Source organism: Streptomyces sp. AHA2 (assembly GCF_036857595.1).
Lineage (GTDB): Bacteria > Actinomycetota > Actinomycetes > Streptomycetales > Streptomycetaceae > Streptomyces.
Genome location: NZ_JAUQWJ010000001.1, coordinates 33,991 through 58,428 on the forward strand (window position 1 = coordinate 33,991; position 24,438 = coordinate 58,428).

25 protein-coding genes and 1 pseudogene are annotated in these 24,438 nt (G+C 73.2%); 10 read left to right on the plus strand and 16 right to left on the minus strand.

Annotated elements, in window-relative coordinates:
* Positions 1-19: 19 nt before the first annotated feature.
* The 8 genes from Q5694_RS00175 to bioB all read right to left on the minus strand — a co-directional run bounded on the left by Q5694_RS00175 (position 20) and on the right by bioB (position 9,263).
* Positions 20-454 carry a GNAT family N-acetyltransferase gene (locus Q5694_RS00175; protein WP_333929863.1) on the minus strand — a complete coding sequence of 145 codons (435 nt, stop codon included), beginning with the start codon at positions 452-454 and terminating at the stop codon, positions 20-22.
* 78 nt (positions 455-532) lie between these two features.
* Entirely contained in the window at positions 533-3,100 is a 2,568-nt protein-coding gene (locus Q5694_RS00180) for an ABC transporter permease (RefSeq protein WP_333929864.1), read from the minus strand.
* A gap of 4 nt (positions 3,101-3,104) precedes the next feature.
* Positions 3,105-3,920 carry an ABC transporter ATP-binding protein gene (locus Q5694_RS00185; protein ID WP_333929865.1) on the minus strand — a complete coding sequence of 272 codons (816 nt, stop codon included), beginning with the start codon at positions 3,918-3,920 and terminating at the stop codon, positions 3,105-3,107.
* Positions 3,921-4,177: 257 nt separating this feature from the next.
* Positions 4,178-4,852 carry a class I SAM-dependent methyltransferase gene (locus Q5694_RS00190; protein ID WP_333929866.1) on the minus strand — a complete coding sequence of 225 codons (675 nt, stop codon included), beginning with the start codon at positions 4,850-4,852 and terminating at the stop codon, positions 4,178-4,180.
* A gap of 134 nt (positions 4,853-4,986) precedes the next feature.
* Complete coding sequence (gene bla / locus Q5694_RS00195) at positions 4,987-5,886, minus strand: class A beta-lactamase (RefSeq protein WP_333929867.1); 900 nt, start codon at positions 5,884-5,886, stop codon at positions 4,987-4,989.
* Positions 5,887-6,021: 135 nt separating this feature from the next.
* A complete protein-coding gene (gene bioD / locus Q5694_RS00200; RefSeq protein WP_333929868.1) occupies positions 6,022-6,747 on the minus strand; it encodes a dethiobiotin synthase in 726 nt (241 codons plus the stop codon).
* A 1-nt stretch (position 6,748) separates the two neighbouring features.
* Positions 6,749-8,029, minus strand: a complete 1,281-nt coding sequence (locus Q5694_RS00205; RefSeq protein ID WP_333929869.1) for an adenosylmethionine--8-amino-7-oxononanoate transaminase — start codon at positions 8,027-8,029, stop codon at positions 6,749-6,751.
* Positions 8,022-9,263, minus strand: coding sequence for a biotin synthase BioB (gene bioB, locus Q5694_RS00210; protein ID WP_333929870.1), 1,242 nt, complete (start codon positions 9,261-9,263; stop codon positions 8,022-8,024). Before bioB ends, Q5694_RS00205 begins: the two co-directional genes overlap by 8 nt.
* A gap of 150 nt (positions 9,264-9,413) precedes the next feature.
* Here bioB and Q5694_RS00215 point away from each other — a divergent pair, with 150 nt between their 5' ends.
* On the plus strand, positions 9,414-10,541 hold the full coding sequence (locus Q5694_RS00215) for an 8-amino-7-oxononanoate synthase (protein WP_333929871.1): 1,128 nt from the start codon (positions 9,414-9,416) through the stop codon (positions 10,539-10,541).
* A gap of 93 nt (positions 10,542-10,634) precedes the next feature.
* Here the strand turns inward: Q5694_RS00215 and Q5694_RS00220 are convergent, their stop codons facing one another.
* Positions 10,635-10,865, minus strand: coding sequence for a DUF397 domain-containing protein (locus Q5694_RS00220; RefSeq protein ID WP_333929872.1), 231 nt, complete (start codon positions 10,863-10,865; stop codon positions 10,635-10,637).
* 9 nt (positions 10,866-10,874) lie between these two features.
* The gene (locus Q5694_RS00225) at positions 10,875-11,735 is read right to left on the minus strand and encodes a helix-turn-helix domain-containing protein (RefSeq protein WP_333929873.1); all 861 of its coding nucleotides are present in this window, start codon (positions 11,733-11,735) and stop codon (positions 10,875-10,877) included.
* Between the two features lie 213 nt (positions 11,736-11,948).
* On the opposite strand from Q5694_RS00225, the gene Q5694_RS00230 reads away from it, so the two are divergent.
* The gene (locus tag Q5694_RS00230; protein ID WP_333929874.1) at positions 11,949-12,407 is read left to right on the plus strand and encodes an ATP-binding protein; all 459 of its coding nucleotides are present in this window, start codon (positions 11,949-11,951) and stop codon (positions 12,405-12,407) included.
* A 172-nt stretch (positions 12,408-12,579) separates the two neighbouring features.
* On the opposite strand, the gene Q5694_RS00235 is transcribed toward Q5694_RS00230, so the two are convergent.
* The 5 genes and pseudogenes from Q5694_RS00235 to Q5694_RS00255 form a co-directional block, all read right to left on the minus strand.
* Positions 12,580-13,209, minus strand: a complete 630-nt coding sequence (locus tag Q5694_RS00235) for a DUF6328 family protein (RefSeq protein ID WP_333929875.1) — start codon at positions 13,207-13,209, stop codon at positions 12,580-12,582.
* An 80-nt stretch (positions 13,210-13,289) separates the two neighbouring features.
* Positions 13,290-13,763: a C40 family peptidase gene (locus Q5694_RS00240; RefSeq protein ID WP_333929876.1), complete on the minus strand. Its 474-nt coding sequence runs from the start codon at positions 13,761-13,763 to the stop codon at positions 13,290-13,292.
* A 549-nt stretch (positions 13,764-14,312) separates the two neighbouring features.
* A pseudogene (locus tag Q5694_RS00245) lies at positions 14,313-14,622 on the minus strand (hypothetical protein).
* A 7-nt stretch (positions 14,623-14,629) separates the two neighbouring features.
* Positions 14,630-15,028, minus strand: a complete 399-nt coding sequence (locus Q5694_RS00250; RefSeq protein WP_333929877.1) for an ATP-dependent Clp protease proteolytic subunit — start codon at positions 15,026-15,028, stop codon at positions 14,630-14,632.
* A 243-nt stretch (positions 15,029-15,271) separates the two neighbouring features.
* Positions 15,272-16,264 (minus strand): ABC transporter permease, encoded by a 993-nt coding sequence (locus Q5694_RS00255; protein WP_333929878.1) that lies wholly within the window; start codon positions 16,262-16,264, stop codon positions 15,272-15,274.
* Between the two features lie 137 nt (positions 16,265-16,401).
* Between Q5694_RS00255 and Q5694_RS00260 the strand changes: the two genes are divergently transcribed.
* From Q5694_RS00260 to Q5694_RS00295, 8 genes are all read left to right on the plus strand, one after another.
* Positions 16,402-17,049, plus strand: coding sequence for a TetR/AcrR family transcriptional regulator (locus Q5694_RS00260; RefSeq protein WP_333929879.1), 648 nt, complete (start codon positions 16,402-16,404; stop codon positions 17,047-17,049).
* 112 nt (positions 17,050-17,161) lie between these two features.
* Positions 17,162-17,464 carry an urease subunit gamma gene (locus tag Q5694_RS00265; RefSeq protein WP_333929880.1) on the plus strand — a complete coding sequence of 101 codons (303 nt, stop codon included), beginning with the start codon at positions 17,162-17,164 and terminating at the stop codon, positions 17,462-17,464.
* 12 nt (positions 17,465-17,476) lie between these two features.
* Positions 17,477-17,788: an urease subunit beta gene (locus tag Q5694_RS00270; protein ID WP_333929881.1), complete on the plus strand. Its 312-nt coding sequence runs from the start codon at positions 17,477-17,479 to the stop codon at positions 17,786-17,788.
* Complete coding sequence (locus tag Q5694_RS00275; protein ID WP_333929882.1) at positions 17,781-19,502, plus strand: urease subunit alpha; 1,722 nt, start codon at positions 17,781-17,783, stop codon at positions 19,500-19,502. Before Q5694_RS00270 ends, Q5694_RS00275 begins: the two co-directional genes overlap by 8 nt.
* 17 nt (positions 19,503-19,519) lie before the next feature.
* Entirely contained in the window at positions 19,520-20,194 is a 675-nt protein-coding gene (locus Q5694_RS00280; RefSeq protein ID WP_333929883.1) for an urease accessory protein UreF, read from the plus strand.
* A gap of 131 nt (positions 20,195-20,325) precedes the next feature.
* Positions 20,326-21,003, plus strand: a complete 678-nt coding sequence (ureG, locus tag Q5694_RS00285; RefSeq protein WP_333929884.1) for an urease accessory protein UreG — start codon at positions 20,326-20,328, stop codon at positions 21,001-21,003.
* Entirely contained in the window at positions 21,000-21,764 is a 765-nt protein-coding gene (locus Q5694_RS00290; protein WP_333929885.1) for an urease accessory protein UreD, read from the plus strand. Before ureG ends, Q5694_RS00290 begins: the two co-directional genes overlap by 4 nt.
* A 146-nt stretch (positions 21,765-21,910) precedes the next feature.
* On the plus strand, positions 21,911-23,503 hold the full coding sequence (locus tag Q5694_RS00295) for an alpha/beta hydrolase (protein WP_333929886.1): 1,593 nt from the start codon (positions 21,911-21,913) through the stop codon (positions 23,501-23,503).
* A gap of 99 nt (positions 23,504-23,602) precedes the next feature.
* Here Q5694_RS00295 and Q5694_RS00300 read toward each other — a convergent pair whose 3' ends face one another.
* Positions 23,603-24,319: a lysophospholipid acyltransferase family protein gene (locus Q5694_RS00300; protein ID WP_333929887.1), complete on the minus strand. Its 717-nt coding sequence runs from the start codon at positions 24,317-24,319 to the stop codon at positions 23,603-23,605.
* Positions 24,320-24,438: the final 119 nt, after the last annotated feature.

Below are 24,438 nucleotides of genomic sequence, written 5' to 3' on the forward strand. Positions count from 1 at the left end.
GAAGTCCCTCGGCCGCCGCTCAGACGGCCCCGTCGGCGAGGGGTTTCACCCACCGCCGCCACTGCTCCTCGGCCGCGTAGCCGGCGGCCTCCCACGCGCGATGAGCGGTTCGGTTCCGGGTCAGCACCATCGCGTCCGACCGGCGCCCGCCGAGTGCCGCGAACCGCTCCTCGGCGGCGGCGAGCAAGGCCGTCGCCACGCCCCGGCGGCGATGGCCGGGGTGCACGGCCAGCCGGTACAGGTGGCAGCGCCAGCCGTCGAAGCCCGCGATCACGGTGCCCGCCGTGCCGCCTCCGGTCTCGGCCAGGAGCAGCGCCCCGGGATCACGCGCCAGGAGCCGCTCCACGCCGCCGCGGTCGTCACTGATGCTCGTGCCCTCGGCGGCGACCTTCCAGAAGGCCAGCACGGCGTCGAGGTCGTCCGGGGTCGCCGCCCTGATGCGCAAGTCGTCCATGCGGACGATCACAGCAGGAACGGCGGGCACGGACAGGTCGTTTCACGATGCGGACGCCTGCGCCGCCCCCACGCGGGTTCAGTCGTGCGCGACGGCCGCCAGGATGTTCATGCGCGAGGCCCGCAGCGCCGGCAGCAGCGCCGCCACCACGCCGATCACCGCCGAACCGGCCACCACCGCGACGATCGTGAACCACGGGATCGCGAGAGCCGTCATGCCCTGCAGGGCCAGCACCTCGTGCGTGCACACGCCCCACACCAGCCCCAACGCCAGGCCCAGCACGGCACCGAACACCGCGATCACCACCGACTCCAGCCGGATCATGCGCCGCAGCTGGCGCCTGGCCAGCCCGATCGCCCGCAGCAGCCCGATCTCCCGGGTGCGCTCGACGACCGACAGGGCCAGCGTGTTGACCACGCCGAGCACCGCGATGACGATCGCCAGGCCCAGCAGCGCGTACACGAGGTACAGCAGCACCGCGATCTGATCGCGGACCAGTCGCTTGTAGTCGGCCAGGTCGCGCACCTGCACCTGGGGGTAGGGATCGAGGGCTTTGTCCAGGTCCGCGCGCAGGCGGTCGTCGCCGGTGCCCGGGGCGGCGTTGACGTACAGGGCGGAGTCCTGACCGCCCGGCGCGTACCGCTCCAGGGTGCCGAGGCCGAAGTAGAGCCCGCCCTGCGTGCCGAAGCCCTCGGCGGCGTCCTGGTCGGTGAGGGCACCGACCGTCAGTTCGGCCCGGCGCCCACCCTGGAACTCGACCGGCAGGGTGCTGCCGACCCGCACACCGTGATCGCGGGCGAAGTCGCGGTCCATGGCCAGGTGCCCGGGGGCGAGGGCGGCGGCCGAGTCGCCGCGTGTGTAGGTGATGTCGGCGACGTCGTCCAGCCGGGGGTCGTAACCCGCCGCCGTGGTCTCCACGCGATCGCCGTCCGGCAGGCGCACCGCGACCGGGGTGAACCGGCCGCGCACCACCAGGCCGACACCCTCGGTGCCGCGTACGGCGTCGGTGACCTCCGCCGGGAACGGCAGGAAGTTGGTGTTCTGCACCACGAAGTCGGCCCCCAGCGTCCTGTCGATCTGCCGGTCGAACGAGGCCGTCATCGACTCGCTGGCCACCGACATCCCGCCGACCAGGGCCAGACCCACCATCAGGGCGGCCGCGGTCGCGCCGGTGCGCCGGGGGTTGCGCAGGGCGTTGCGCTGGCTCATCCGGCCGACCGGACCGAACAGGGCGGGGAACGCGCCGCCGAGCACGCGGATCACCGGGCGGACCAGCAGTGGACCGGCGATCACGGTCGCGACCAGGCTCAGCACCACCCCGAGGCCCAGCAGGGACGCCGCCGACGCCGTGCGGTCCGCCACCGCGCAGCCCACGAGCGCCGCCGCCCCGGCCGCCCCGGCCACCGCGCCCGCCACCGCCCGCACCCGCAGCGGCCGGCCCACCCCGGCGACCTCGGCGTCCGACAGCGCCGCCATCGGCGAGACGTTCGCGGCCCGGCGCGCCGGCAGGTACGCGGCGACGAACGTGACCCCGAGACCGACGGCGTAGGCCGACACCGGCGTCACCCAGCCGATCTGCATCTCGCCGGCGTCGATGTTCGTGCCCAGCAGCCCCAGCAGTGCGATCAGCCCGGCCGCGAGCCCGATGCCCGCGGCCAGCCCCAGCGTGGAGCCGGCCAGGCCGAGCAGCAGGGCCTCGGTGAGCACGGACCGGCGGACCTGACGCCGGTCCGCCCCCAGGGCCCGCAGCAGCCCCAGCTCCCGGGTGCGCTGTGCGATGAGCATGCTGAAGGTGTTGACGATCAGGAACACGCCCACCAGGACGGCGACCCCGGCGAAGCCCAGCATCACGTACTTGATGACGTCGAGGAAGCCGCCCAGTTTCTCGACGTCGGACTTCGCCTGCTCACCGGCCGTCCTGATGTCGTAGGCGCCCGGGCCGAGCGCGGCCACGACCCGCCGTTCGAGCTGCTCGTCACCGACTCCGGCCGCCGCGTCGACGGAGATGCTCGTCGCGAGTCCCGGCCGTCCCAGCAGTCTGGTCTGGGCGGTCGGGGTGTCGAAGTAGAAGAGGGCGGCACCGGCGTTGGTCGTGGTGAAGCCGGCGATCCCGACCACCCGGGCCGCGAACGAGCCCGAGGGTGCGATCACCGTGAGGGTGTCGCCGATGCGCACGTTCCTGCGGCTCGCGGTCTCCTCGTCGACCAGCACCTGGCCGGGGCCGCGCGGGGCGTGGCCGGTGGCCAGTTCCACCGGGCTGCGCTCGTTGGGGTTCCAGGCGTTGCCCAGGGCGGGCGCGCCGGTGGTCGGGCTCACCGGCTCCTTGTCGCGGTCGACGACCGTGAGGCCCGAGACCTCGACGTCGGCCCGGGCCGCGGCGACCCCGTCGATCCGGCGCACGCGCTCGGCCAGCGACGCCGGGAGGGTGGCCGTCCGCCCCGAGGGCACCGCCTCGTCGAGGTCCTTCCGGGGGCTGACCGTGACATCGGCCGCCGTGGAGGCGAACAGCCGGTCGAAGGTGTGACCGACGGTGTCCGAGAAGATGAGGCTGCCCACCACGAACGCGACGGACAGCACGACGGCGAGCGCCGAGAGCAGCAGCCGTCCCTTGTGGGCCAGGAAGCTCCTCAGGGTCGCCCGGAGCACGGCGTCAGCTCTCCGGGCCCGCCGCCGGGGCGTCCCCGGACCGGGAGCGCACCACGTCGAACCGCTTCATCCGCTCCAGCACGGCGTCCGCGGTGGGCCGCGGCATCTCGTCCACGATCCGGCCGTCCCCGAGGAAGAGCACGAGGTCCGCGTGGGCGGCGGCGCCCGGGTCGTGGGTCACCATGACGACGGTCTGCCCCAGCCGGTCCACCGCCTCCCGCAGGAACCCCAGCACCTCGAGGCCGGCCCGGGAGTCGAGGTTGCCCGTCGGCTCGTCCGCGAAGATCAGCTCCGGCCGGGACGCCAGTGCCCGCGCGCACGCCACGCGCTGCTGCTGCCCGCCCGACAACTGCGACGGGCGGTGCCGCAGCCGGTCGCGCAGGCCCAGGGCGTCGATGACCCGGGCCAGCCACTCCTCGTCGGGCCTCCTGCCCGCGATGTCCATGGGCAGGGTGATGTTCTCGAGCGCGTTCAGCGTGGGGATCAGGTTGAACGACTGGAACATGAAGCCGATCCGGTCCCGGCGCAGCCGGGTGAGGTCGCGCTCCTTCAGCCCCGTGATCTCCGTGTCGCCGAGCCGGACATGACCGGCCGAGACCGTGTCGAGCCCGGCCAGGCAGTGCATCAGCGTGGACTTGCCGGAACCGGACGGGCCCATGACCGCGGTGAACCGGCCGCGGACGATGTCCACGTCCACGGAGTCCAGCGCGAGCACGGCCGTCTCGCCCGAGCCGTACGCCTTGGTCAGGCCGCGGGCCCGGGCCGCGAACCCGTCGGCCGGCGCGAGGCCGGGAGCGTGCTCCGCGGCAGGTGTGGACACAACGCCTCCTCGCGTCACACGGGCACGCCCCACCGCACCCGCCCGGGGGTGCGACCCCCGGCCCTACGTCGTCCCTGCCGAGACTAATGTGACCCACCCCACACCCGAAATCCTCACGGGCGGCGGAGTCTCCCTTTCGCCGCGCCGGACAGTGCTGCCTTCCTCATGCCGGCTGCCACGGCAGGGCGGACTCGTGCACGGTCCCGGCCGCCGATGCGTCCCCTCGGAGCTTCGGATCAGGCCGGTGCCGCCGGGCGTCAGGTGTCCGTCGGGCGCCAGGCCGTGCCCAGGGCGCAGTACGACGTGGGCAGCACCGGGCCCTGTTCCGGCATCAGCAGGCGTCGGTAGGGGCCCAGTTCGAAGCCCGCCTCCCGCAGCGCCCGTACCGGGTCCCGCGACACGTGGCAGCCGCCGCTCACCAGCGGCCACACCGTCCGGTCCAGGACGTGCTGCGTGCCGGCCATGGCCCGGCCGCCGCCCCGGCCGTGCTCGAAGAACCGCAGCTCACCGCCCGGCCGCAGCACCCGCCGCAGCTCCCCGAGCGCCCGGGGCACGTCCCGCACGCTGCACAGCACCAGCGACACCACGGCCGCGTCGAAGCCCTCGCTCTTCACCGGCAGCGCCTCCGCAACCCCCGGCGCCACGTCCACGGGGACGTCCGCGCGCAGTGCCGCCTCGACCGCCAGCTGCCGCAGCCGGCGCTCCGGCTCGATCGCCACGACCTCCGCGACCGTACCCGGGTAGTGTGCGAAGTTCAGGCCGTTGCCCGCCCCGATCTCGATCACCCGCCCGGACAGCCCGCCGAGCAGCCGCTCGCGGACACGGCCCAGCCCCATCCTGGTCTCGGCGGTGACGCTGACCCGGGCGTAGCAGCGGGCGAACAGCGGGTGGCGCACGGCGTCCCGCGGCACCTTGCCGGAGCGGAGCGGCATGGGGGACCTCCCTCACGAGGTGGGCCTCACCGGAATTCTCCCCCGGACGGACGCGGCACATCCCTGCCGCCGGGCCGGAGTACCTGATCCGGCAGGCGTCCGCCCTCACGGCCGAGGGAGCGGCCCCACGGCCCTCAGACGAGTTCCGCCGCCACCAGTGCGGCCGCCCGGGCCACCAGCGGATTGTCCGCGGGGGCGTCCTCCTCCGGCTGGGTGGTGAGGACCGACAGCACGATCGGCGGACCGTCCGGCGGCCACACGACGCCCACGTCGTTGTTGCCGCCGTAGCGCCCGCCGCCGGTCTTGTCGGCGATCAGCCAGTCGGCGGGCAGGGCCTTGCGGAACTTCTCGTTGCTGGTGGTGTTGCGGAGCATCCAGTCCGTCAGCCGTGCCCGGTCCCGTCGGTTCAGCGCGTCGCCGAGCACCAGACGCGCGTAGGTGAGGCCGATGGCCCGCGGGGAGGTCGTGTCGGTCTCGCGCCACGGTTCGGCCGAGTTCAGCTCGGGCTCCCAGCGGTCCAGCCGCGTGACGCGGTCACCGACCGAGCGGGCGAAGCGCGTGACGGCCGTCGGCCCGCCCAGCTCCTCCAGCAGCAGGTTGCCGGCCGTGTTGTCGCTGAACCGGATGGTGGCGTCGCACAGTTCACCGACCGTCATCCCGGTGGCGACGTTCTTCCCGGTGATCGGGGAGTAGCCGGACCGTGTCACGTAGTCCTGGGTGTAGTGGATCCGCCGGGCCAGGAACGTGCCGTCGCGGTCGAGGTCGCGCAGGACGGCCGCGGCGGCCAGTGTCTTGAACAGCGAGGCCATCGGGAAGCGTTCGCCGGCCCGGTACACCACCGTCCGGCCCGTGCGCAGGTTCCGCGCGTACACCCCCAGCCGTGCGGTGTGCTCCTGCTCCAGCTCTCTCAGCCGGGCGGTGACGCCGCCGGCGCCGGTCGCGGCCCGAGCCGTGCCGCCGCCCAGGGTGAGGGCGGCGGCCGCGCCCACGACGAGGGCGGTACGGCGGGAGGGGAGTGAGGGCTTCGCGTGCACGGTGGTCCTTCCGGACGATCGACAGGTCGGAGGATGCGGCGGATCGGACAACGATCGCCCGCGTAGTCCAACACGCGATCACACCGGGGAGCGGTTTCACCGCCGTGCCACCGGGACGCTCACGCCCCTGCCGGGTCACGCCCGCCGAGGCGCCTCCCGCGTGCGGAACGCCTCCGCGTCCCACGTGCCGTCCAGACGCGGTCCCAGCCACTGGGGCGCCGACGCCCGGAACGCGGCGGGGGACAGGTTCCCCGACCCGGCGGGGACCGACCCGAGCAGGGGCGCCCCGGCGACCTCCGGAAGGTCCTCCAGATTGCAGCGCGCGGCCAGGTCCGGCTCGGCGGGCCAGCTCCCGATCACGATCCCGGCCAGGTCCAGGTGCCGTCGCCGCAGCTCACGGGCGGTCAGCTCCGTGGTGTTGAGCGTGCCGAGCCCGGCCTGCACCACGACGAGCACCGGCGCCGACAGCAGCCCGGCCGCGTCCGCCAGCGTGCCGCCGGCCGCGTCGAACCGTACGAGCAGCCCGCCGGCGCCCTCCACCAGCACCAGGTCGTGCTCGGTGGCCAGCTCGGCGGCCGCCTCCGCGACCCGGTGCGGCCGCACCGGGTCCCGGCCGGCCCGGCGGGCGGCGGTGGCCGGAGCCAACGGCTCCGGATACCGCGCCAGTTCGGCCGTCGTCACCGGGCCCGCCAGGCGGGCGACCTCCGCAGCGTCCCCGGCCTCGTCCGGCAGCACACCCGTCTGCGCGGCCTTCAGCACGGCGACCGTACGGCCGGCCGCCAGCGCGGTGGCGGCGACGGCGGCGGTCACGACGGTCTTGCCGACCTCCGTGCCCGTGCCCGTGATCACCAGTACCGGCATGTCACCCCTCCCGAGCCGCCGCGCACACCGCCCGCGCGATCCGCGCCAGGTCCGCGTCGCCCGTGACGTACGGCGGCATGGTGTAGATCAGATCGCGGAACGGCCGCAGCCACACGCCCTCGCGCACGGCCGCCTCCGTCGCCGCCTTCATGTCCACGGCGTGGTCCAGCTGCACCACGCCGATGGCGCCGAGGACCCGTACGTCCCTCACGCCCGGAAGCGCGGAGGCCGCCGCGAGCCCGTCGCGCAGTCCGGTCTCGATCCGCTTGACCTCCGCGAGCCAGTCCTGCCCGAGCAGCAGCTCGATCGAGGCGCAGGCCACCGAGGCGGCGAGCGGGTTGCCCATGAAGGTCGGGCCGTGCGCGAGCACCGGGACCTCGCCGCGCGAGATGCCGTCGGCCACCCGCCCGGTGCACAGCGTGGCGGCCATGGTCAGATAGCCGCCGGTCAGCGCCTTGCCCACGCACATCACATCGGGCGTGACCGCCGCGTGCTCCGCCGCGAACAACGCGCCCGTACGGCCGAAGCCGGTCGCGATCTCGTCGAAGACCAGCAGCACGTCGTGCGCGTCGCACACCTCGCGCAGCACCCGCAGATACGCGGGGGAGTGGAACCGCATACCGCCCGCGCCCTGCACCACCGGCTCGACGATCACCGCGGCCAGCTCGTCGGCGTGCCCGGCGATCAGCGTGCGCAGGTGCTCGGCGTAGGTCTCCTCGAACTCCGCGGGGGGCGGGCCGGCGAAGACCTGGCGCTGGAGCACCCCGCTCCACAGCCCGTGCATCCCGCCCTCGGGGTCGCACACCGACATGGGCTGCCAGGTGTCCCCGTGGTAGCCGCCGCGCCAGGTCAGCAGCCGCTGCTTGCCGGGACGGCCCAGCGAACGCCAGTACTGCAGGCACATCTTGACCGCCACCTCGACCGACACCGACCCGGAGTCGGCGAGGAAGACGTGCTCCAGCCCTTCGGGCGACATGTCGACAAGGAGCTTGGCCAGACGGACGGCGGGCTCGTGGGTGAGTCCGCCGAACATCACGTGGCTCATCCGCCCGAGCTGCTCGCGCGCGGCCTCGTTCAGCACCGGGTGGTTGTAGCCGTGGATCGCCGACCACCAGGAGGACATCCCGTCGACCAGCTCTCCCGAACCGTCGGCCAGACGCAGCCGCACCCCGCTCGCCGACTCCACGGCGAGGGGCTCCTGCCGCCCGGGCATCGGACCGTAGGGGTGCCAGACGTGCCGCCGGTCCAGCTCCAGCAGTTCGGGGACCGTCAGCTCAGGCATTGGGCGCGAGGTCCGTCCCGGCACCCCGGCGGCGCACGGCGACCAGATCCGTACGGGGACCACCGGCCACGGCAGCGGGCCCGGCGGCGTCGGCGGCGGTCGCGGAACCGCACACGCCCGCCCCCTCGGAACCGCACGGGTCCGCCCCATCGGCCGTCCCGTGACCGCAGACGCCCCCGCCCTCGGCCCCCTCACAACCGCAGCCGCCACCGCTTCCGCAGCCGCCGCCGGCCCGGTGCCGGGGCAGCGTCACCTGGTCCGCGCCCTCCACCTCGAACCCGGCGTCCGCGATCATCTCCAGGTCGGCCTTGCCCGCCTGGCCCTCACTGGTGAGGTAGTCGCCGAGGAAGATGGAGTTGGCCAGGTGCAGGGCGAGCGGCTGCATGGTGCGCAGGTGCACCTCGCGCCCGCCCGCGATACGCACCTCCACGTCCGGGCAGACGAACCGCGTCATCGCGAGGATCCTGAGACACCGCTGCGGGGTCAGGTTCCACTCCTTGCCGAGCGGTGTGCCCTCGAAGGGGATCAGGAAGTTGACCGGCACCGAGTCCGGGTCCAGTTCGCGCAGCGAGAAGACGACGTCGACCAGGTCCTCGTCGGTCTCGCCCATGCCGGCGATCAGGCCGGAGCAGGCGGACAGCCCCGCGGCGTGCGCCTTGTTCACCGTGTCGACGCGGTCGGCGTAGGTGTGCGTGCTGGTGATGTCCCCGTACGTCGCCTCGGACGTGTTCAGGTTGTGGTTGTAGGCGTCCGCCCCCGCCTCACGCAGTCGCTCCGCCTGGCCGTCGGAGAGCAGTCCGAGACAGGCGCACACCTCGACGCCCTCGTTGTTCTCCTTGATCGTCCTGATCGTCTCGGAGACCCGGTCCACGTCGCGGTCGGTCGGGCCCCGCCCGCTGGCCACCAGGCACACCCGCTTGGCGCCCCCGGCCACCCCGGCCGCCGCCGCGTCGGACGCCTGGTCCGGCTTCAGCCAGGTGTACTTCAGGATCCCGGCGGTCGAGCCGAGCCGCTGCGAACAGTACGAACAGTCCTCCGGGCACAGGCCCGACTTCAGGTTGACGAGATAGTTGAGTTTCACCCGTCGGCCGAACCAGTGCCGGCGCACCTTCCCGGCCGCGGCCACCACATCGAGCAGGTCGTCGTCGGACGTCCGAAGGACGGCAAGTGCCTCGTCACGGGTCGGCGTCTCGCGCCGAAGCCCTTTGTCCACCAGCGTGTTCAGCAGGTCCATGAGAGCCGATCCTGTCCTACGCACCCGCTCCCGGCCAAGGAGACTTCACACAAGCAATCGGGTTCGACGTGTGGGTATTGCCACACAGTGACCCGCTGGTCGTCCCGCTAGTGTCTGTGCACTGCCTACAAATTCCGCGGAGGACCACCCATGGCGTTCGGCTGGCTCGACGAGCAGGCGGAGCGGCGCCGCAGCGCCGGACTCGTCCGGACACTGCGTCCTCGTCCGGCCGACTCGCCCCTGCTGGATCTGGCGAGCAACGACTACCTCGGACTGGCCCACCACCCCGAGGTGGTCGAGGGCGCGGCCCGCGCCGCCCGGGTCTGGGGCGGGGGTGCCACCGGTTCCCGGCTCGTCACCGGCACCACCGAACTGCACACGGAACTGGAACGCGAACTGGCCGACTTCTGCGGTTCCCAGGCGGCCCTGGTCTTCTCCTCCGGCTACGCCGCCAACCTCGCCGCGGTCACCGCGCTGGCCCCGCACGGCTCCCTGATCGTCTCCGACGCCGGCAACCACGCCTCCCTGATCGACGGCTGCCGGCTGGCCCGCGGCACCACCCAGGTCGCCGCCCACGCCGAACCGGACGCGGTGCGCAAGGCACTCAGGACACACGAGGGTCCCGCGATCGCGGTCTCCGACACCGTCTTCTCGGTCGACGGCGACGCCGCCCCGCTCACGGAGCTGGCCCGTGCCTGCCGGGAGCACGGCGCCGGACTCGTCGTCGACGACGCCCACGGCCTGGGTGTCCTGGGGGAGGGCGGCCGGGGCGCGCCCCATGCCGCGGGCCTCGCGGGCGCCGACGACGTCGTCACGACGGTCACCCTGTCCAAGTCGCTCGGCAGCCAGGGCGGAGCCGTCCTGGGCCCCGCGCGGGTCGTCGACCATCTGGTCAACGCGGCGCGGACGTTCATCTTCGACACGGGACTCGCCCCCGCTGCGGCCGGGGCGGCCCTGTCGGCGCTGCGGCTGCTGCGCCGCGAGCCGGAGCGGGCCGCCCGGGCCCGTGCGGTGGCCGGTGACCTGCACGCACGCCTGACCGCCGCGGGTCTGGAGGCGGTGCGTCCCGATGCCGCGGTGGTCTCGGTGCGGGCGCCCTCTGCCGAGGACGCGGTGCGCTGGGCGGCCGAATGCCGCGCGGCGGGCCTGGCCGTGGGGTGTTTCCGTCCTCCTTCCGTTCCCGACGGCATCTCCCGGCTCAGGCTGACCGCCCGCGCGGACTTGACGGGTGAACAGATCGAACGCGCTGTACGACTGATCGGCGAGACGCGGCCATGAGTCGGCGTGACACGGCCGTGCGTCGCACGATGACGGACTGATCGGATGGGTGACTGACCTCTTCAGCGGGTGAAGCGGCTGATCACAGGGGTGTCACAGACGGTCCAGGGCGGCCGTGAACCCCGCCCAGCTCTGCGGTGAGAAGAGCAACGCGGGCCCGTCCGCGGCCTTGGAGTCGCGCACGGCGAGCAGCCCGGCCCAGGGCGGGCTGTCCGGACGCGCGGTCTCGACGCAGTTGTTCGCGCCGGTGCTGTAGCTGCTGCGCAGCCACCGCACACCGTGCAGTTCGCGGCTCGAGGGGACATGACGAGGCAGTGCACGCATGGTGCCTCCTTACGCGCCGGTGGCTGTCCCGGCGATGAAATCCAACGAATCCTCAGGCGAAAGGGCGTGGATCAGAAGGGAGTTGAAGGCCTCCGTGTAGGCCCGGAGGTCTTCTTTCCGTTCGAGGTAGAGGCTACTCGTCAAGTGGTCGAGAACAACCACATCCAGATCAGAAGTGCTCAAAAATGAAAGGATGACGAAAGGGCCGGTGACCCCGATATGCGCCCCGGCGGCGAACGGCAGCACCTGCAGCCGTACGTGGGGCAGCCGCGCCGCCTCCACCAGCCGCTCCAGTTGCCGGGCCATGACCCCCGGGCCGCCCACCTCCCGCCGCAGCACCGCCTCGTCCAGGACGGCGCTGAGCTCCAGCGGCGGATCCGCGCGCAGCACGTCCTGCCGGGCCAGCCGCACCTCGACGAGGGTGTCGAGCCGGTCCTCCGGCAGGTTCCCCACCGCCGCCCGAGTCACCGCGCGGGCGTACTCGGGCGTCTGGAGCAGGCCCGGGACGACCGTGGTCTCCAGCGTGCGCATCGCGGCGGCCTGGGATTCCAGGCTGATGAAGTCGCGGTAGGTCGGGGGCAGCACACCGCGGTAGGCGTGCCACCAGTGGTGCCGCCCGCCACCGTCGTCCGAGCCCGCCAGCACCAGCAGCAGCTCGCGGAGCTGGGAGTCGGCGACACCGTAGGCGTCGAGCAGTAACCGCACGTCGGCCGGCTTGACCCCGCTGGTGCCGGTCTCGATACGGCTGACCTTGGACTGGTGCCAGCCCACCAGCCGGGCCGCCTCACCGCTGGTCAGCCCCGCCGACGCGCGCAGGGCACGCAGCTCTGCACCCAGTTTCCGCCGGCGCACCGCGGGACCGTGCTGCATGGGCTTCTCCTTACTCCTTCCGTGCCACCCATATACGGTCTCCCGTCGCAGAGTTCACCGCTTTGAGCGACAGATATATGCATATCTTGGTGGATCGCCGTCCTTCGGGGGTGTTTCGGTGGCACCCTGGCGACGAAGCACCAGTCCGGGACCGTACTCGAACCATCCGCGTTGTGTCGGACTGCGGTCCCGTGGGAAAGGGACGACGTCGCCATGGCAGACCATCTGGAAGCATCCGTCACTCTGCCGAGCGATCCCGCCTCGGTCTCCGCGGCGCGCGCCTACGTGGTGGACACGCTGGCGGAGTGGGGCCTGCCGGCGGACACGGAAGTGTCCGACACCGTCCGGCTGATCATCTCCGAACTGGCCACCAACGCCGTCCAGCACACCTTCGGCCAGTCGCCCACGTTCACGGTGGACGTCGAGCTCGACCGGGACGAGCACCTGCGCATCGGCGTCACGGACAGCCACCCGCGCTTCCCCAGGCGCCTGCCCGCCGCCGTCCAGCAGGACAACGGCCGGGGCCTGGTCATCATCCGGTGGCTGACCGCGGAGTGCGGCGGCAAACTTCGCATCCGCCCGACCCGTGAGGGCGGGAAGACGATCTCGATCGAGCTGCCCTGGGCCATCCCGGCCCAGCCGCTACCGTCCGCAGGCCCACCGGAACGGTAGAACCCCGGCTCCGGTCTCCTGCGCACCGCCCTCCTCGCGTCACCCGAGGCACACCTCCGGGCCGACTGTCAAGAAGCCGCTTGTACGCCCCCCGCGCCGCCGTGCCGCCTCTTCGGCTCTCCCCTCCAGCCCTGTCCGCCGGCCCCGTCCTTCAGCCCCGCAGCCCGGCCGCTCAGCGGCGCCTGGCCGGGACCTCCCGGCGTTGGGGCCCGACGCGCCGCGGCGGCCGCGTCACCGTGCGCCGCTCGGGTGCGGGGGCAGCGGGGGCGGTCCGGGCCGGATCCCGGGCATCCTCGCGCGCAGCGGCGGCGCCGGCCTCCGCCCGCAGCCCGGCGCGCCGCACCAGCCGTGGCAGCAGCCCCCACAGGCCGGCGCAGACCAGGAACGTGGCCACGCCGGCCGCGACGCCGCCCCGCCGACCGGTCGTCACGTCCACCACCAGCAGGACCGAGCCGCTGAAGGCGAACACCAGCACGGCCAGGCCGACGGTCGCCAGGCGCGAGGAGACCTGGACGATGCGGGGCTTGGCGCCCTGCTGGAAAAGGGAGCGGTGCAGTGCGGCCGGCGCCGTGAAGAGGGCCGCAGCCAGGACGGCCAGCAGCAGCGTGATCACGTAGGTCACGCGCTGGACCGAGTCGAGGTCTTCGAAACGCGCGGTGAAGGCCAGCGACAGCAGGAAGGCGAACAGGATCTGCACGCCCGTCTGGGTGACACGCAGTTCCTGGAGCAGCTCGACGAAGTTGCGGTCCGCGCGTTGCAGCGGGGTCTCGTTGCGAGCGGTGCAGGGGCGGTGCTCGGCCATACCCGGACGGGTAACCAACCGAGCCCGCTTCACGCCCCGGCGTGCGGCGGCGCGTCAGGACGCCGCCGCACGCGGGCGGATCACTTCACGCGCCCGTACCAGACGCTCTTGGTCCAGATCTTCTGCAGTCGCACCACGTCCCCGGTCTTCGGGGAGTGCCAGAGCTTGTTCTTACCCGCGTAGATACCGACGTGGTACACGTTCTTGCCCGAGTGGAAGAACACCAGGTCCCCGGCCTTGCGGCTCTTGGCGGAGATGTGGCGCGTCTTGTTGTACTGCTGGGCGGCCGTGCGCGGCAGCTTCTTGCCCGCCTTCTTGAACGAGTACAGCGTCAGCCCGGAGCAGTCGAACCGGTGCGGACCGGTGGCCCCGTACTTGTACGGCGATCCCTTCTTCGAGGCCGCGATCTGGAGTGCCTTGGTCGCCGGGGTGGCTGCCGCGGCCTCGGACGAGAAGCCGGGCGCCACTATCGAGCCGCCGACGGCGGCGATGGTGAGAGCCGAGGCCGTACCGGCACGGGCCATGAGCGACGGGACACGATTGAGCGCAGTCATGCGCAACCCTTCGTCAGCCGCCTGTGAAGGATGACCTGTCGGATTCGGGCTGGCGAAGTTGCCCGGCCGCTGACGCGGCTTCACCCCAAGGGCTGCTCGGACCCGGTCATGGCGTGACCGTCCCGGCGACCCGTCGTGCTTGGGTCCTCCACTCCTGCCGATCCACTCCTGTCGACCGGTCATCCGGGCGGCGGCAGGACTCGGCGTCCGCCCGGATCGCCCCGCCGCTGCGGCGGGGGCTTGTCGTCAGTCAGGGATCTTGACTCATCGCTGTCCCGAAATCCCAACGGAACCGAGGATTTGTGTTGTTACTCACCACTCACCCGTTCGGGTGGACACGTCTGTGTTCGAGACGCCGTCCACCCCTCCGTGGACGGTCCGACCAGCGATGGAATGTCCGATTCCGCCCACCGTCCAGGCCCCTTGCGCAACTTCAGCCACCCGAAATCCGCAGGCGCGTCTACTCCGAACAGGGGTACGTCGTTTGGTCGGTTTCGACTCGGAGCCGGACGCTCCGCCGACCGTGCTCCTCCGGGCGGTGCACCCGCCTCAACTGGCGGACTGCGGCGGAAGGGTGACGCGGTCGGTGCGCCGCTCGCCGTCCGGCACCCGCAGAGCGCGGGCCCGGCGTCGCGGCGCGCGGTTCCGTCTCGCCCCGTTGGTGCGTCGGAGTGAGCGTGTCGCGCTGCGCGGCCGCCTCGGCCACCAGGGCCTGTGCCGCGCGCAGTCCGCGGTAGGTGTCGCCGGGCTGCGCCGGGTCGAGCCGTCCCGGCAGGTCGACGACGTCGAGGCAACGGTCGGTCAACTCCGCCTCGGTGCGGGTGAGCGCGGGCAGCGGCGGCAGCGCGGGAGGCGGCAGCGGGGGCTCACTCCCGGCCGGCGCGGCCGGCCCGGCCTGACGGTGGGGCACGAACCGGTCCACCAGGCCGTACTCCACCGCTTCCTCGGTGCTGAGGACGATTTCCCGCTCGAGGGTCCGCGCCGACCTGCTCACGGCTGCGGCCGGTGTGGCGTGCCGGCATCTCCTCCCCGCAGGCCCGGGCCCGGGACAACTCCTCGGCGCGGACCGCCGGATCCCCGGCCCGTCCGCTCACCGGCTCGGTCGGGGCGGACCGGCGGAGCACCACGCGCGCACCGGGCGGCACGGCCCGCTTGCCGGGCGTGTCCGCCTCCAGCAGCACCGACGCGAGGGCGCCGGTCCGGCCCGGGCGGACCGTCACCACGTCGCAGAAGACGCGGCGCGTCGTGTCGTAGATCGCCGTCATCGCGTGGAGCGTGCCCCCGGGAGAGTGGCGCAGAGCGAGATGCCGAGGTCCGCGGCCCGGTGCTCCAGGTGGGCGAGCCGGGCCGTCTCGCCGTTCGCCACCCGTCGTCCACCCGGGCCCCGGACGGTCGTCCCGCAACGCGGTCGGCGTGCGGCCCGCCCGGAACGACGGACCGCACGCCCCCGTCCGTCACGGCGGGGGTGCGCGGTCGTTGTCAGGCCGTCGCCCGGGCGGAGGCCGCGGTCAGCCGGCCGTCGCGAGGTCCCGCCGGCCGGTGGCGGGGGCGCTGTCCTTCTTCCGGGTCCGCAGCGCGTCGCCGAGCAGTACGGCTCCCAGCCCGAGCGCCGCCCACCAGGCCAGGGTGAGAGCCGGTCCGGCCGCGGCGGCGCCGTCGAAGTAGGACACCGAGCGCAGCAGGGACGTCCCCGCACCGGGTGGCAGCCACCGGCCGATCGCCCCGGCCGGCTCCGGGAGCATCTGCGGGGCCGACGTGGCGCCGGAGAAGGGGTTGCCGACCAGCATCACCAGGGCCGCCCCGATGCCCGTGCCGGCCGGGCCGACCAGGGCGGCCGGACCCGCGACGGCCGCGCCGACGGCCAGGGTGGACAGGCCGAGCGCCGAGGCCTCCACCCACCAGTCGCCCGCGAGGGCGCCGAGCCAGCTGTGCGCGATCCCGGCGGCGACCGCGCCCACCAGGGCGGACGCCGCCAGCAACGCCGTGACGGCACGCATGCCGCGCAGCCCCAGCAGGGTGACCACCGCACCCGCCGCGATACCGGCCAGGGCGAGCGGGAGCACGGCGGCGTTCAGCACCGCGCCGCGGGGATCACTCGCCGGGGTGGGCACGACGTCGACCGTCGTCACCTGGGTGCCCTCGGCGGAGGCCTGCCGGTTCACGGCCTGCTGCAGGAACTGGGCGACGGCCGGCCCGGCCGCGGACGCCGTGAGCAGCTCGGGTCCCCGGGGCGTCACCACGACCGCGCCGTACACGCTGCGGTCCTCCACCGCGTCCCGGGCGGCGGCCTCGTCGGCGTAGCGGTGGATCTCGAAGGCGCCCTCGTGCTTCTCGAGCTGCCGTTCGACCTGGGCCGCCGCGGCGGCGGGGCCGGCGACGCCCAGGGGCAGGTCGCGGGGGGCGATGCGGGAGGCCGGCCACGCGAAGGCCCACAGGGCCAGGGCGGCGAGGACGGGCACGAGGACGACGACCGCGATCAGCGGGCGTGTGCGGGAGGACATGGGTGACTCCTCAGGGAGAGGTCTGCGGGAGCGGAGTGCCACCGGGTAAAAAGAAGGATCGTTCGTTTTGCTGCCTCCACCGTCCTCCGCGGCTCCCGGTGTTGTCAAGAATGAATATTCGTTTTAGTTTGTGGGGCATGGCCCGCGTGTCCCAGGAACATCTCGACGCCCGCCGCCGTCAGATCCTCGACGGCGCCGCACTCTGCTTCGCCCGCAACGGCTTCCACGCCACCTCCATGCAGGACGTGCTGAAGGAGGTCGACCTGTCGGCCGGCGCCGTCTACCGCTACTTCAGCGGCAAGGAGGAGCTGATCGGGGCGATCGTGGCCGAGGTCCTCGGCTCCGTCCGGGAGGCCTTCGAGGAGGCGGCCCGCCTGAGCCCGCCCCCGCCGCCCGACGAACTCGTCGCCTCCGTGCTCGGCAGGACGCTCGGCGCCCGCGAGTCCCTGGTCGTCGACGGCCGGCCGGCCTTCCCCCGGCTCGTCATCCAGGTCTGGACGGAGACCCTGCGCAACGAGGAGCTGGCCGCCCTGCTCCGGGAGGGCTACGGGTCGGTCCGCGCCTCCTGGGGCAGGATCGTCGAGGCCTACCAGAAGGCCGGGATGATGCGGGCGGACGTCGAACCCGACCACGTGGCCCGCACGATGATCGCCTCGGTGCTCGGCTTCATCGCCCAGCAGTCCCTCTTCGGCCCGGCCCCGGTGGAGATCCTCCGGGACGGGCTGCGGGCGCTGATGAGCATGCCGGACCGCTCCTGCGCCCCGGACGGAGCACACCTCGGTTAACGCTCCCGAAACGCGGTCCGACTAGCCTGCCGCGCACGCCACCCGGCTCGTCGCCCCGTGGCGGCGGCAACCGGACCCCGCTCGGTCCGGAGCGAGGACTGTGAGGTGGGACGTGCAGCTGACCCCCCACGAGCAGGAGCGACTGCTCATCCATGTGGCGGCCGACGTGGCGCACAAGCGCCGGGACCGCGGCCTGCGGCTCAACCACCCCGAGGCGGTCGCCCTCATCACGTCGCACATCCTCGAAGGAGCCCGCGACGGCCGGACCGTCGCGGAGTTGATGTCCTCCGGGCGTCAACTGCTGACCAGGGACGACGTCATGGAGGGGATCGCGGAGATGATCCGCGACGTCCAGGTCGAGGCGACGTTCCCGGACGGCACCAAGCTCGTCACCGTCCACGACCCGATCGTCTGACGGGGCGCGGCAGTGATCCCCGGGGAAATCCTGTTCGCCGACGGGCCGATCGCCTGCAACCGGGGCCGTGAGGTCACCCGGCTCACCGTCCTCAACGCCGCCGACCGGCCCGTCCAGGTCGGCTCCCACTACCACTTCGCGGAGGCCAACCCCGGGCTGGAGTTCGACCGTGCCGCGGCGCGCGGCAAGCGGCTGAACGTCGCCGCCGGCACGGCCGTGCGCTTCGAGCCCGGCATCCCCGTCGAGGTCGAACTCGTCCCGCTCGCCGGCGCCCGGATCGTGCCCGGTCTGCGCGGGCGGACCGGAGGTGCCCTCGATGCCTGAGATCTCGCGTGCCGCCTACGCCGACCTGTTCGGCCCGACCACCGGAGACCGGATCCGCCTCGCGGACACCGACCTGCTGGTGGAGATCGAGGAGGACCGCTCCGGCGGGCCCGGACTCGCCGGCGACGAGGCCGTGTTCGGCGGGGGAAAGGTCATCCGCGAATCCATGGGGCAGTCCCGCGCCACCCGCGCCGAGGGCACCCCCGACACCGTCGTCACCGGCGCCGTGATCGTCGACCACTGGGGGATCGTCAAGGCCGACGTCGGCATCCGTGACGGGCGGATCACCGGCATCGGCAAGGCGGGCAACCCCGACACCATGGACGGGGTCCACCCCGACCTGGTCATCGGCCCGGAGACCGAGATCATCGCCGGGAACGGGCGGATCCTCACCGCCGGGGCCATCGACGCCCACGTCCACTTCATCTGCCCGCAGATCGCCGACGAAGCCCTCGCGTCCGGCATCACGACCCTCGTCGGCGGCGGCACCGGACCGGCCGAGGGCTCGAAGGCCACCACCGTCACACCGGGCCCCTGGCACCTGGCACGGATGATGGAGGCGATGGAGGCCTACCCTCTCAACATCGGCCTGCTCGGCAAGGGCAACACCGTCTCCCACGAGGCGATGCTGTCGCAGATCCGGGGCGGCGCGCTCGGCCTGAAGCTGCACGAGGACTGGGGCTCCACCCCGGCCGTCATCGACGCCGCGCTGACCGTCGCCGAGCGGACCGGCATCCAGGTCGCCATCCACACGGACACCCTCAACGAGGCCGGCTTCGTCGGCGACACGCTCGCCGCCGTCGCCGGGCGCGGCATCCACGCCTATCACACCGAGGGCGCCGGGGGCGGACACGCGCCGGACATCATGACCGTCGTCTCCGAGCCGCACGTGCTGCCCAGTTCCACCAACCCGACCCGGCCGTTCACCGTCAACACCGTCGAGGAGCACCTCGACATGCTGATGGTGTGCCACCACCTCAACCCCGCCGTCCCGGAGGACCTCGCCTTCGCCGAGTCGCGCATCCGGCCGTCCACCATCGGGGCCGAGGACGTGCTCCACGACCTGGGTGCCATCTCGATCATCTCCTCCGACTCCCAGGCCATGGGACGCGTCGGCGAGGTCGTGCTGCGCACCTGGCAGACGGCCCATGCGATGAAGCGCCGCCGGGGCGCGCTGCCCGGGGACGGGCGGGCCGACAACCACCGCGTGCGCCGCTACATCGCCAAGTACACGATCAACCCCGCCCTCGCCCAGGGCCTCGCCCGGGAGATCGGGTCGGTCCGGACCGGCAAGCTGGCCGATCTGGTGCTGTGGGAACCGGCGTTCTTCGGCGTCAAGCCGCATCTCGTGCTCAAGGGCGGGCAGATCGCGTACGCGCAGATGGGCGACGCGAACGCCTCGATCCCCACACCGCAGCCGGTCCTGCCGCGTCCGATGTTCGGGGCGATCGGCCGGGCGCCCGCCGCCAACTCGGTGAACTTCGTCGCGCCCCTGGCCCTCGACGACGGCCTGCCCGAACGGCTGGGGCTCGGCAAGCCGTTCGTGCCGATCGAGTCCACACGCGGCGTCACCAAGGCCGACATGCGGCGCAACGACGCCCGGCCCGACGTACGGATCGATCCCGACAGCTTCGCCGTGCACATCGACGGCGAACTGGTCGAGGCGCAGCCCGCGGCGGAACTGCCCATGGCGCAGCGCTACTTCCTCTTCTGACGGCCCGGGGTGAACCGATGTCGCGTGCGACGCTGCTGATCCTGGCCGACGGGCGTTTCCCCGCCGGCGGCCACGCCCATTCGGGCGGGGCCGAGGCGGCCGTCGGAGCCGGGCGTATCAAGGGGGCGGCGAGCCTCGGGGAGTTCTGCCGGGGGCGGTTGCACACGGCGGGCCTGACGGCGGCCGGACTCGCGGCGGCCGCCGCGCTCGGGCTCGACCCGGTCGCACTGGACGCCGCGGTGGACGCCCGCACGCCCTCACCCGCCCTGCGGACCGCCGCGCGCAAGCTGGGGCGGCAGCTGCTGCGGGCCGCCCGGGCCACCTGGCCCTCCGCCGGACTCGACGCGCTCGCCCGGGAGTTCCCCAAGGGCGCCCACCAGCCGGTGGTCCTGGGCCTGGCCGCCCGGGCGGCGGGGCTGGGACCGGCCGACGCGGCGTACTGCGCCGCGTACGAGAGCGTCAGCGGTCCCGCGGCCGCGTCCGTGCGGCTGCTGAGCCTGGACCCCTTCGACGCGACGGGTGTCCTGGCCCGGCTCGCGCCGGAGATGGACCTGGTCGTCGACCGGGCGGTGGAGGCGGCGCGCCGAGCCGTCGACGAAGGGGCCGACGCGCTGCCGGCGGCGTCGGCGCCCCTGCTGGAGACGGGGGCGCAAGCGCACGCGGCGCAGGCGATGCGGCTGTTCGCCTCCTAGCCGGCCGCGCCCCATCGACCGGCCCCATCGGCCACCTCCACCGACCGCCCCGATCGGCCACCCCCACCGGCCGAACCACTAACCCCGCCGGGCACGTCGCGCCCCGCGGACGACCACGCAGGAGCCGTTCCATGCACCTCGACCACCTCCACGACGGCCCGGCCGCGGTGGGCGCCGACGCCCTGCGCCCCGACGGCCGCCGCCGTGCCCTGCGCATCGGGCTCGGCGGGCCCGTCGGATCGGGCAAGACCGCCACCGTGGCCGCGCTGTGCCGGGTGCTGCGCGACGAACTGTCCCTGGCCGTCGTCACCAACGACATCTACACGCGTGAGGACGCCGAGTTCCTGCTGCGGGAGGCCGTGCTGCCGCCCGAGCGGATCGCCGCGGTGGAGACGGGCGCCTGCCCGCACACCGCGATCCGGGACGACATCTCCGCCAACCTGGAAGCCGTGGAGGACCTGGAGGACGAGGTCGGTCCCCTGGACCTGGTGCTCGTCGAGTCCGGCGGGGACAACCTCACCGCCACCTTCTCCAGGGGCCTGGTCGACGCGCAGGTCTTCGTCATCGACGTGGCCGGCGGCGACGACATCCCGCGCAAGGGCGGCCCGGGTGTCACCACCGCCGACCTGCTCGTCGTCAACAAGACCGATCTCGCCCCGTACGTGGGCTCCGACCTGGCCCGGATGGCCGCCGACGCCAAGGCGCAGCGGGGCGAACTCCCCGTCGTCCTGCAGTCGTTGCGGAGCGAGGCCGGAGTGGCGGACGTGGCGGCGTGGGTGCGGGACCGACTCGCCGCGTGGGCGGCATGACCGCGTACGGCACCGGGGTGCGGTCCGTCGCCCGCCTCGTCGCCCGCGACGACGGACGGGGCGGGACCGCGCTGCCCGTCCTGCAGAGCGACGGTCCCCTGGCCCTGCGCCGCACCCGGTCGCCCGGGCCCGGGGCGCGGGTCGTGCTCGTGGGGGCGATGAGCGGGCCGCTGGGCGGGGACCACTTCACCGTGGAGGGCCGGGTGGACGAGGGGGCCCGGCTGACCGTGGGGTCGGCGGCCGCCACCCTCGCACTGCCGGGGCAGACGAAGGACGAGGCCCGCTACGACGTCCGGCTCACCGTCGGCGAGCGGGCCGAACTGCACTGGCTGCCCGAGCAGTTGATCTCCGTCAGCGGCAGTGACCTGCGGATCGCCACCCGCGCCGACCTCGCCCCCACCGCGCGGCTCGTGCTGCGCGAGGAGCAGGTGCTGGGACGGGCCGGCGAGCGGCCCGGGCGGCTGACGAGCCGGCTGACCGTCCGGGTCGCCGAACGGACCGTGCTGGACCAGGAACTGGGCTGCGGGCCCGGCACCCCCGGTGGCTGGGACGGCCCCGCCGTGCTCGCGGGCCATCGCGCGGTCGGCCAGCTCGTCGTCGTCCGGCCGGAGTTCGCCACGCGGCCGGCGGCGGTCCGGATGCTGGGCGAGACGGCCTGTGTGATGCCGCTCGCCGGACCCGCCGCGCTGGTCAGCGCCCTCGCACCGGACGCCCTGCGCCTGCGGCGGGTGCTCGACGAGGCGCTGCTTCTCCTCTCCTAGACCGGGTCCGTCCGTAGAGCAGCACCCCTTCTCCGTTTATCGGATTGGCAAAGAAGGGCGGCCGCCCCTGTTCTCGGGCACCTCGCAACCGCGAGGATCCCCCGTACTGATCGCAACGATGTGCGGGGAGGTCCCCCTTGAGGGGTATGAGACCGACAAGGCGTATGACGGCGCTCGGTTCGGCCGGTGCGCTCGTCACGGCCACGCTGATAGCCGGCGCCGTCGCGGCGCCCACGGCCAACGCCAGCGCGGGCAGCGGCTACGGCCAGGACCGTGAGGCCCGCGGGGCCGCCGTCGCCGCCGCCCGGGCCGCGAAGACCGGCATCGACTGGCAGGACTGCCCCGCCGACTGGAACCTGGCCAAGCCGATCCAGTGCGGGTACGTCACCGTGCCGCTCGACTACGCCAAGCCGTACGGCAAGCAGATCGAGCTCGCCGTGGACCGCATCGCCAACACCGGCACGAAGGCCGAGCGGCAGGGCGCGCTCATCTACAACCCCGGCGGCCCCGGCGGCTCCGGACTGCGCTTCCCGGCCCGCGTCACGAGCAAGAACCCGATCTGGGCCAACGCGGCGAAGGCCTACGACTTCGTGGGCTTCGACCCGCGCGGCGTCGGCCGGTCCACGCCCATCTCCTGTGTCGACCCGCAGGAGTTCGTCAAGGCACCCAAGGCCGACCCGGTGCCCGACTCCGAGGCCGACAAGCGCGCCCAGCGCAAGCTGGCCCGCGAGTACGCCGAGGGCTGCCACGAGCGCAGCGGCTGGATGCTGCCGCACATGACGACGCCGAACACCGCGCGCGACCTCGACGTCATCCGCGCCGCCCTCGGCGAGAAGAAGCTCAACTTCCTCGGCGTCTCCTACGGCACCTACCTCGGCGCCGTCTACGGCACGCTCTTCCCGGGCCACGTGCGCCGCATGGTCGTCGACAGCGTCGTCAACCCCTCCCGCGAGAAGATTTGGTACCAGGCCAACCTGGACCAGGACGTCGCCTTCGAGGGCCGCTGGAAGGACTGGCAGGACTGGGTCGCGAAGAACGACGCCACCTACCACCTCGGCGACACCCGCGCCGAGGTCCAGCAGCAGTGGCTGAAGCTGCGGGCCACCGCGAAGAAGAACCCGATCGGCGGGGTCGTCGGCCCGGCCGAGCTGATCTCCTTCTTCCAGAGCGCCCCGTACTACGACTCCTCCTGGGCGCCGGTCGCCTCGGTGTTCAGCAAGTACGTCGCCGGGGACACCCAGGCGCTCGTCGACGCCGCCGCCCCCGATCTGTCGGACACGGTCGGCAACGCCTCCGCGGAGAACGGCAACGCCGTCTACACGGCCGTGGAGTGCGCCGACGCCAAGTGGCCCACCAGCTGGCAGAGGTGGGACCGCGACAACACGCGGCTGCACAAGGACCACCCGTTCATGACGTGGGCCAACGCCTGGATGAACCTGCCGTGCGCCACCTGGCCGGTCAAGCAGCAGACGCCGCTGAACGTCAAGACCGGCAAGGGCCTGCCCGGCGTGCTCATCGTCCAGTCCGAGCGTGACGCCGCCACCCCGTACGAGGGCGCCGTCGAACTGCACAAGCGGTTCAAGGGCTCGCGCCTGATCACCGAGAAGGACGCCGGCTCCCACGGCGTCACCGGGCTGACCAACCCGTGCATCAACACCCGGGTCGACGCCTACCTGCTCACCGGCGAGCTGGACCGCGCGGACGTGACGTGCGCGCCGCACGCCACGCCGAAGCCGTAGCAGGACCCCGCAGGGACGACGTGGGGCGGCCGGATCCCGGCCGCCCCACGCTCATGCCGCGAACCGGGCGGCCCCCGGCCGCTCGTGCCGACGGCAGGGTCAGCTCTGCGGCGTCCGCCGGAACCTGCGCTGCCGGGCGGCGGCCTCCTCGGCCTTCACGTCGGCCGCGTACCGGTCGACGTACTCCTGCTCGGACAGGGCGAGGATCGCGTACATGATCTCGTCGGTGACGGCCCGCAGGACGGCCTTCTCGCTCTCCATGCCCTGGTAGCGGGAGAAGTCCAAGGGCTCGCCGAAGCGGATCGAGACGGGGTGCAGGCGGGGGACGACCTTGCCGGGCGGCTGGGCCTCGAAGGTGCCGATCATCGCGCAGGGCACGACCGGCACACCGGCCTTGAGCGCCATCACCGCGACGCCGACCTTGCCCTTGTACAGCCGTCCGTCGTGCGAGCGGGTGCCCTCGGGGTAGATGCCGAGCAACTCGCCCTTGCTCAGCACGCCGAGCCCCTCGCGGATCGCGGCCTGGCCCGCGTCCTTGCCGGAGCGGTCGACGGGGATCTGCCCGGCGCTGCGGAAGAAGAACGCCGTCAGACGGCCCTTGACGCCCGGGCCGGTGAAGTACTCGGCCTTGGCGAGGAAGGTGATGCGCCGCTTGAGGATCGCGGGCATCAGGAAGTGGTCCGAGAACGACAGGTGGTTGCCGGCGACGATGGCCGCGCCCTCCGCGGGAACGTGCTCCAGGCCCTCGATCCGGGGCCGGAAGACCAGTCTCAGCAGCGGGCCCAGCAGTACGTATTTCAGCAGGTAGTAGAACAAAGCGGGCGCTCCTCGACTCTCGCGGGGGACTCGACCACCGCGTTCCAGCAGGTCAACCGGCATGTCGTGGGGTGCCAGTGTAGGTGCAGGCGCAGCCGCCGGACACCTGGTGCGGCGGG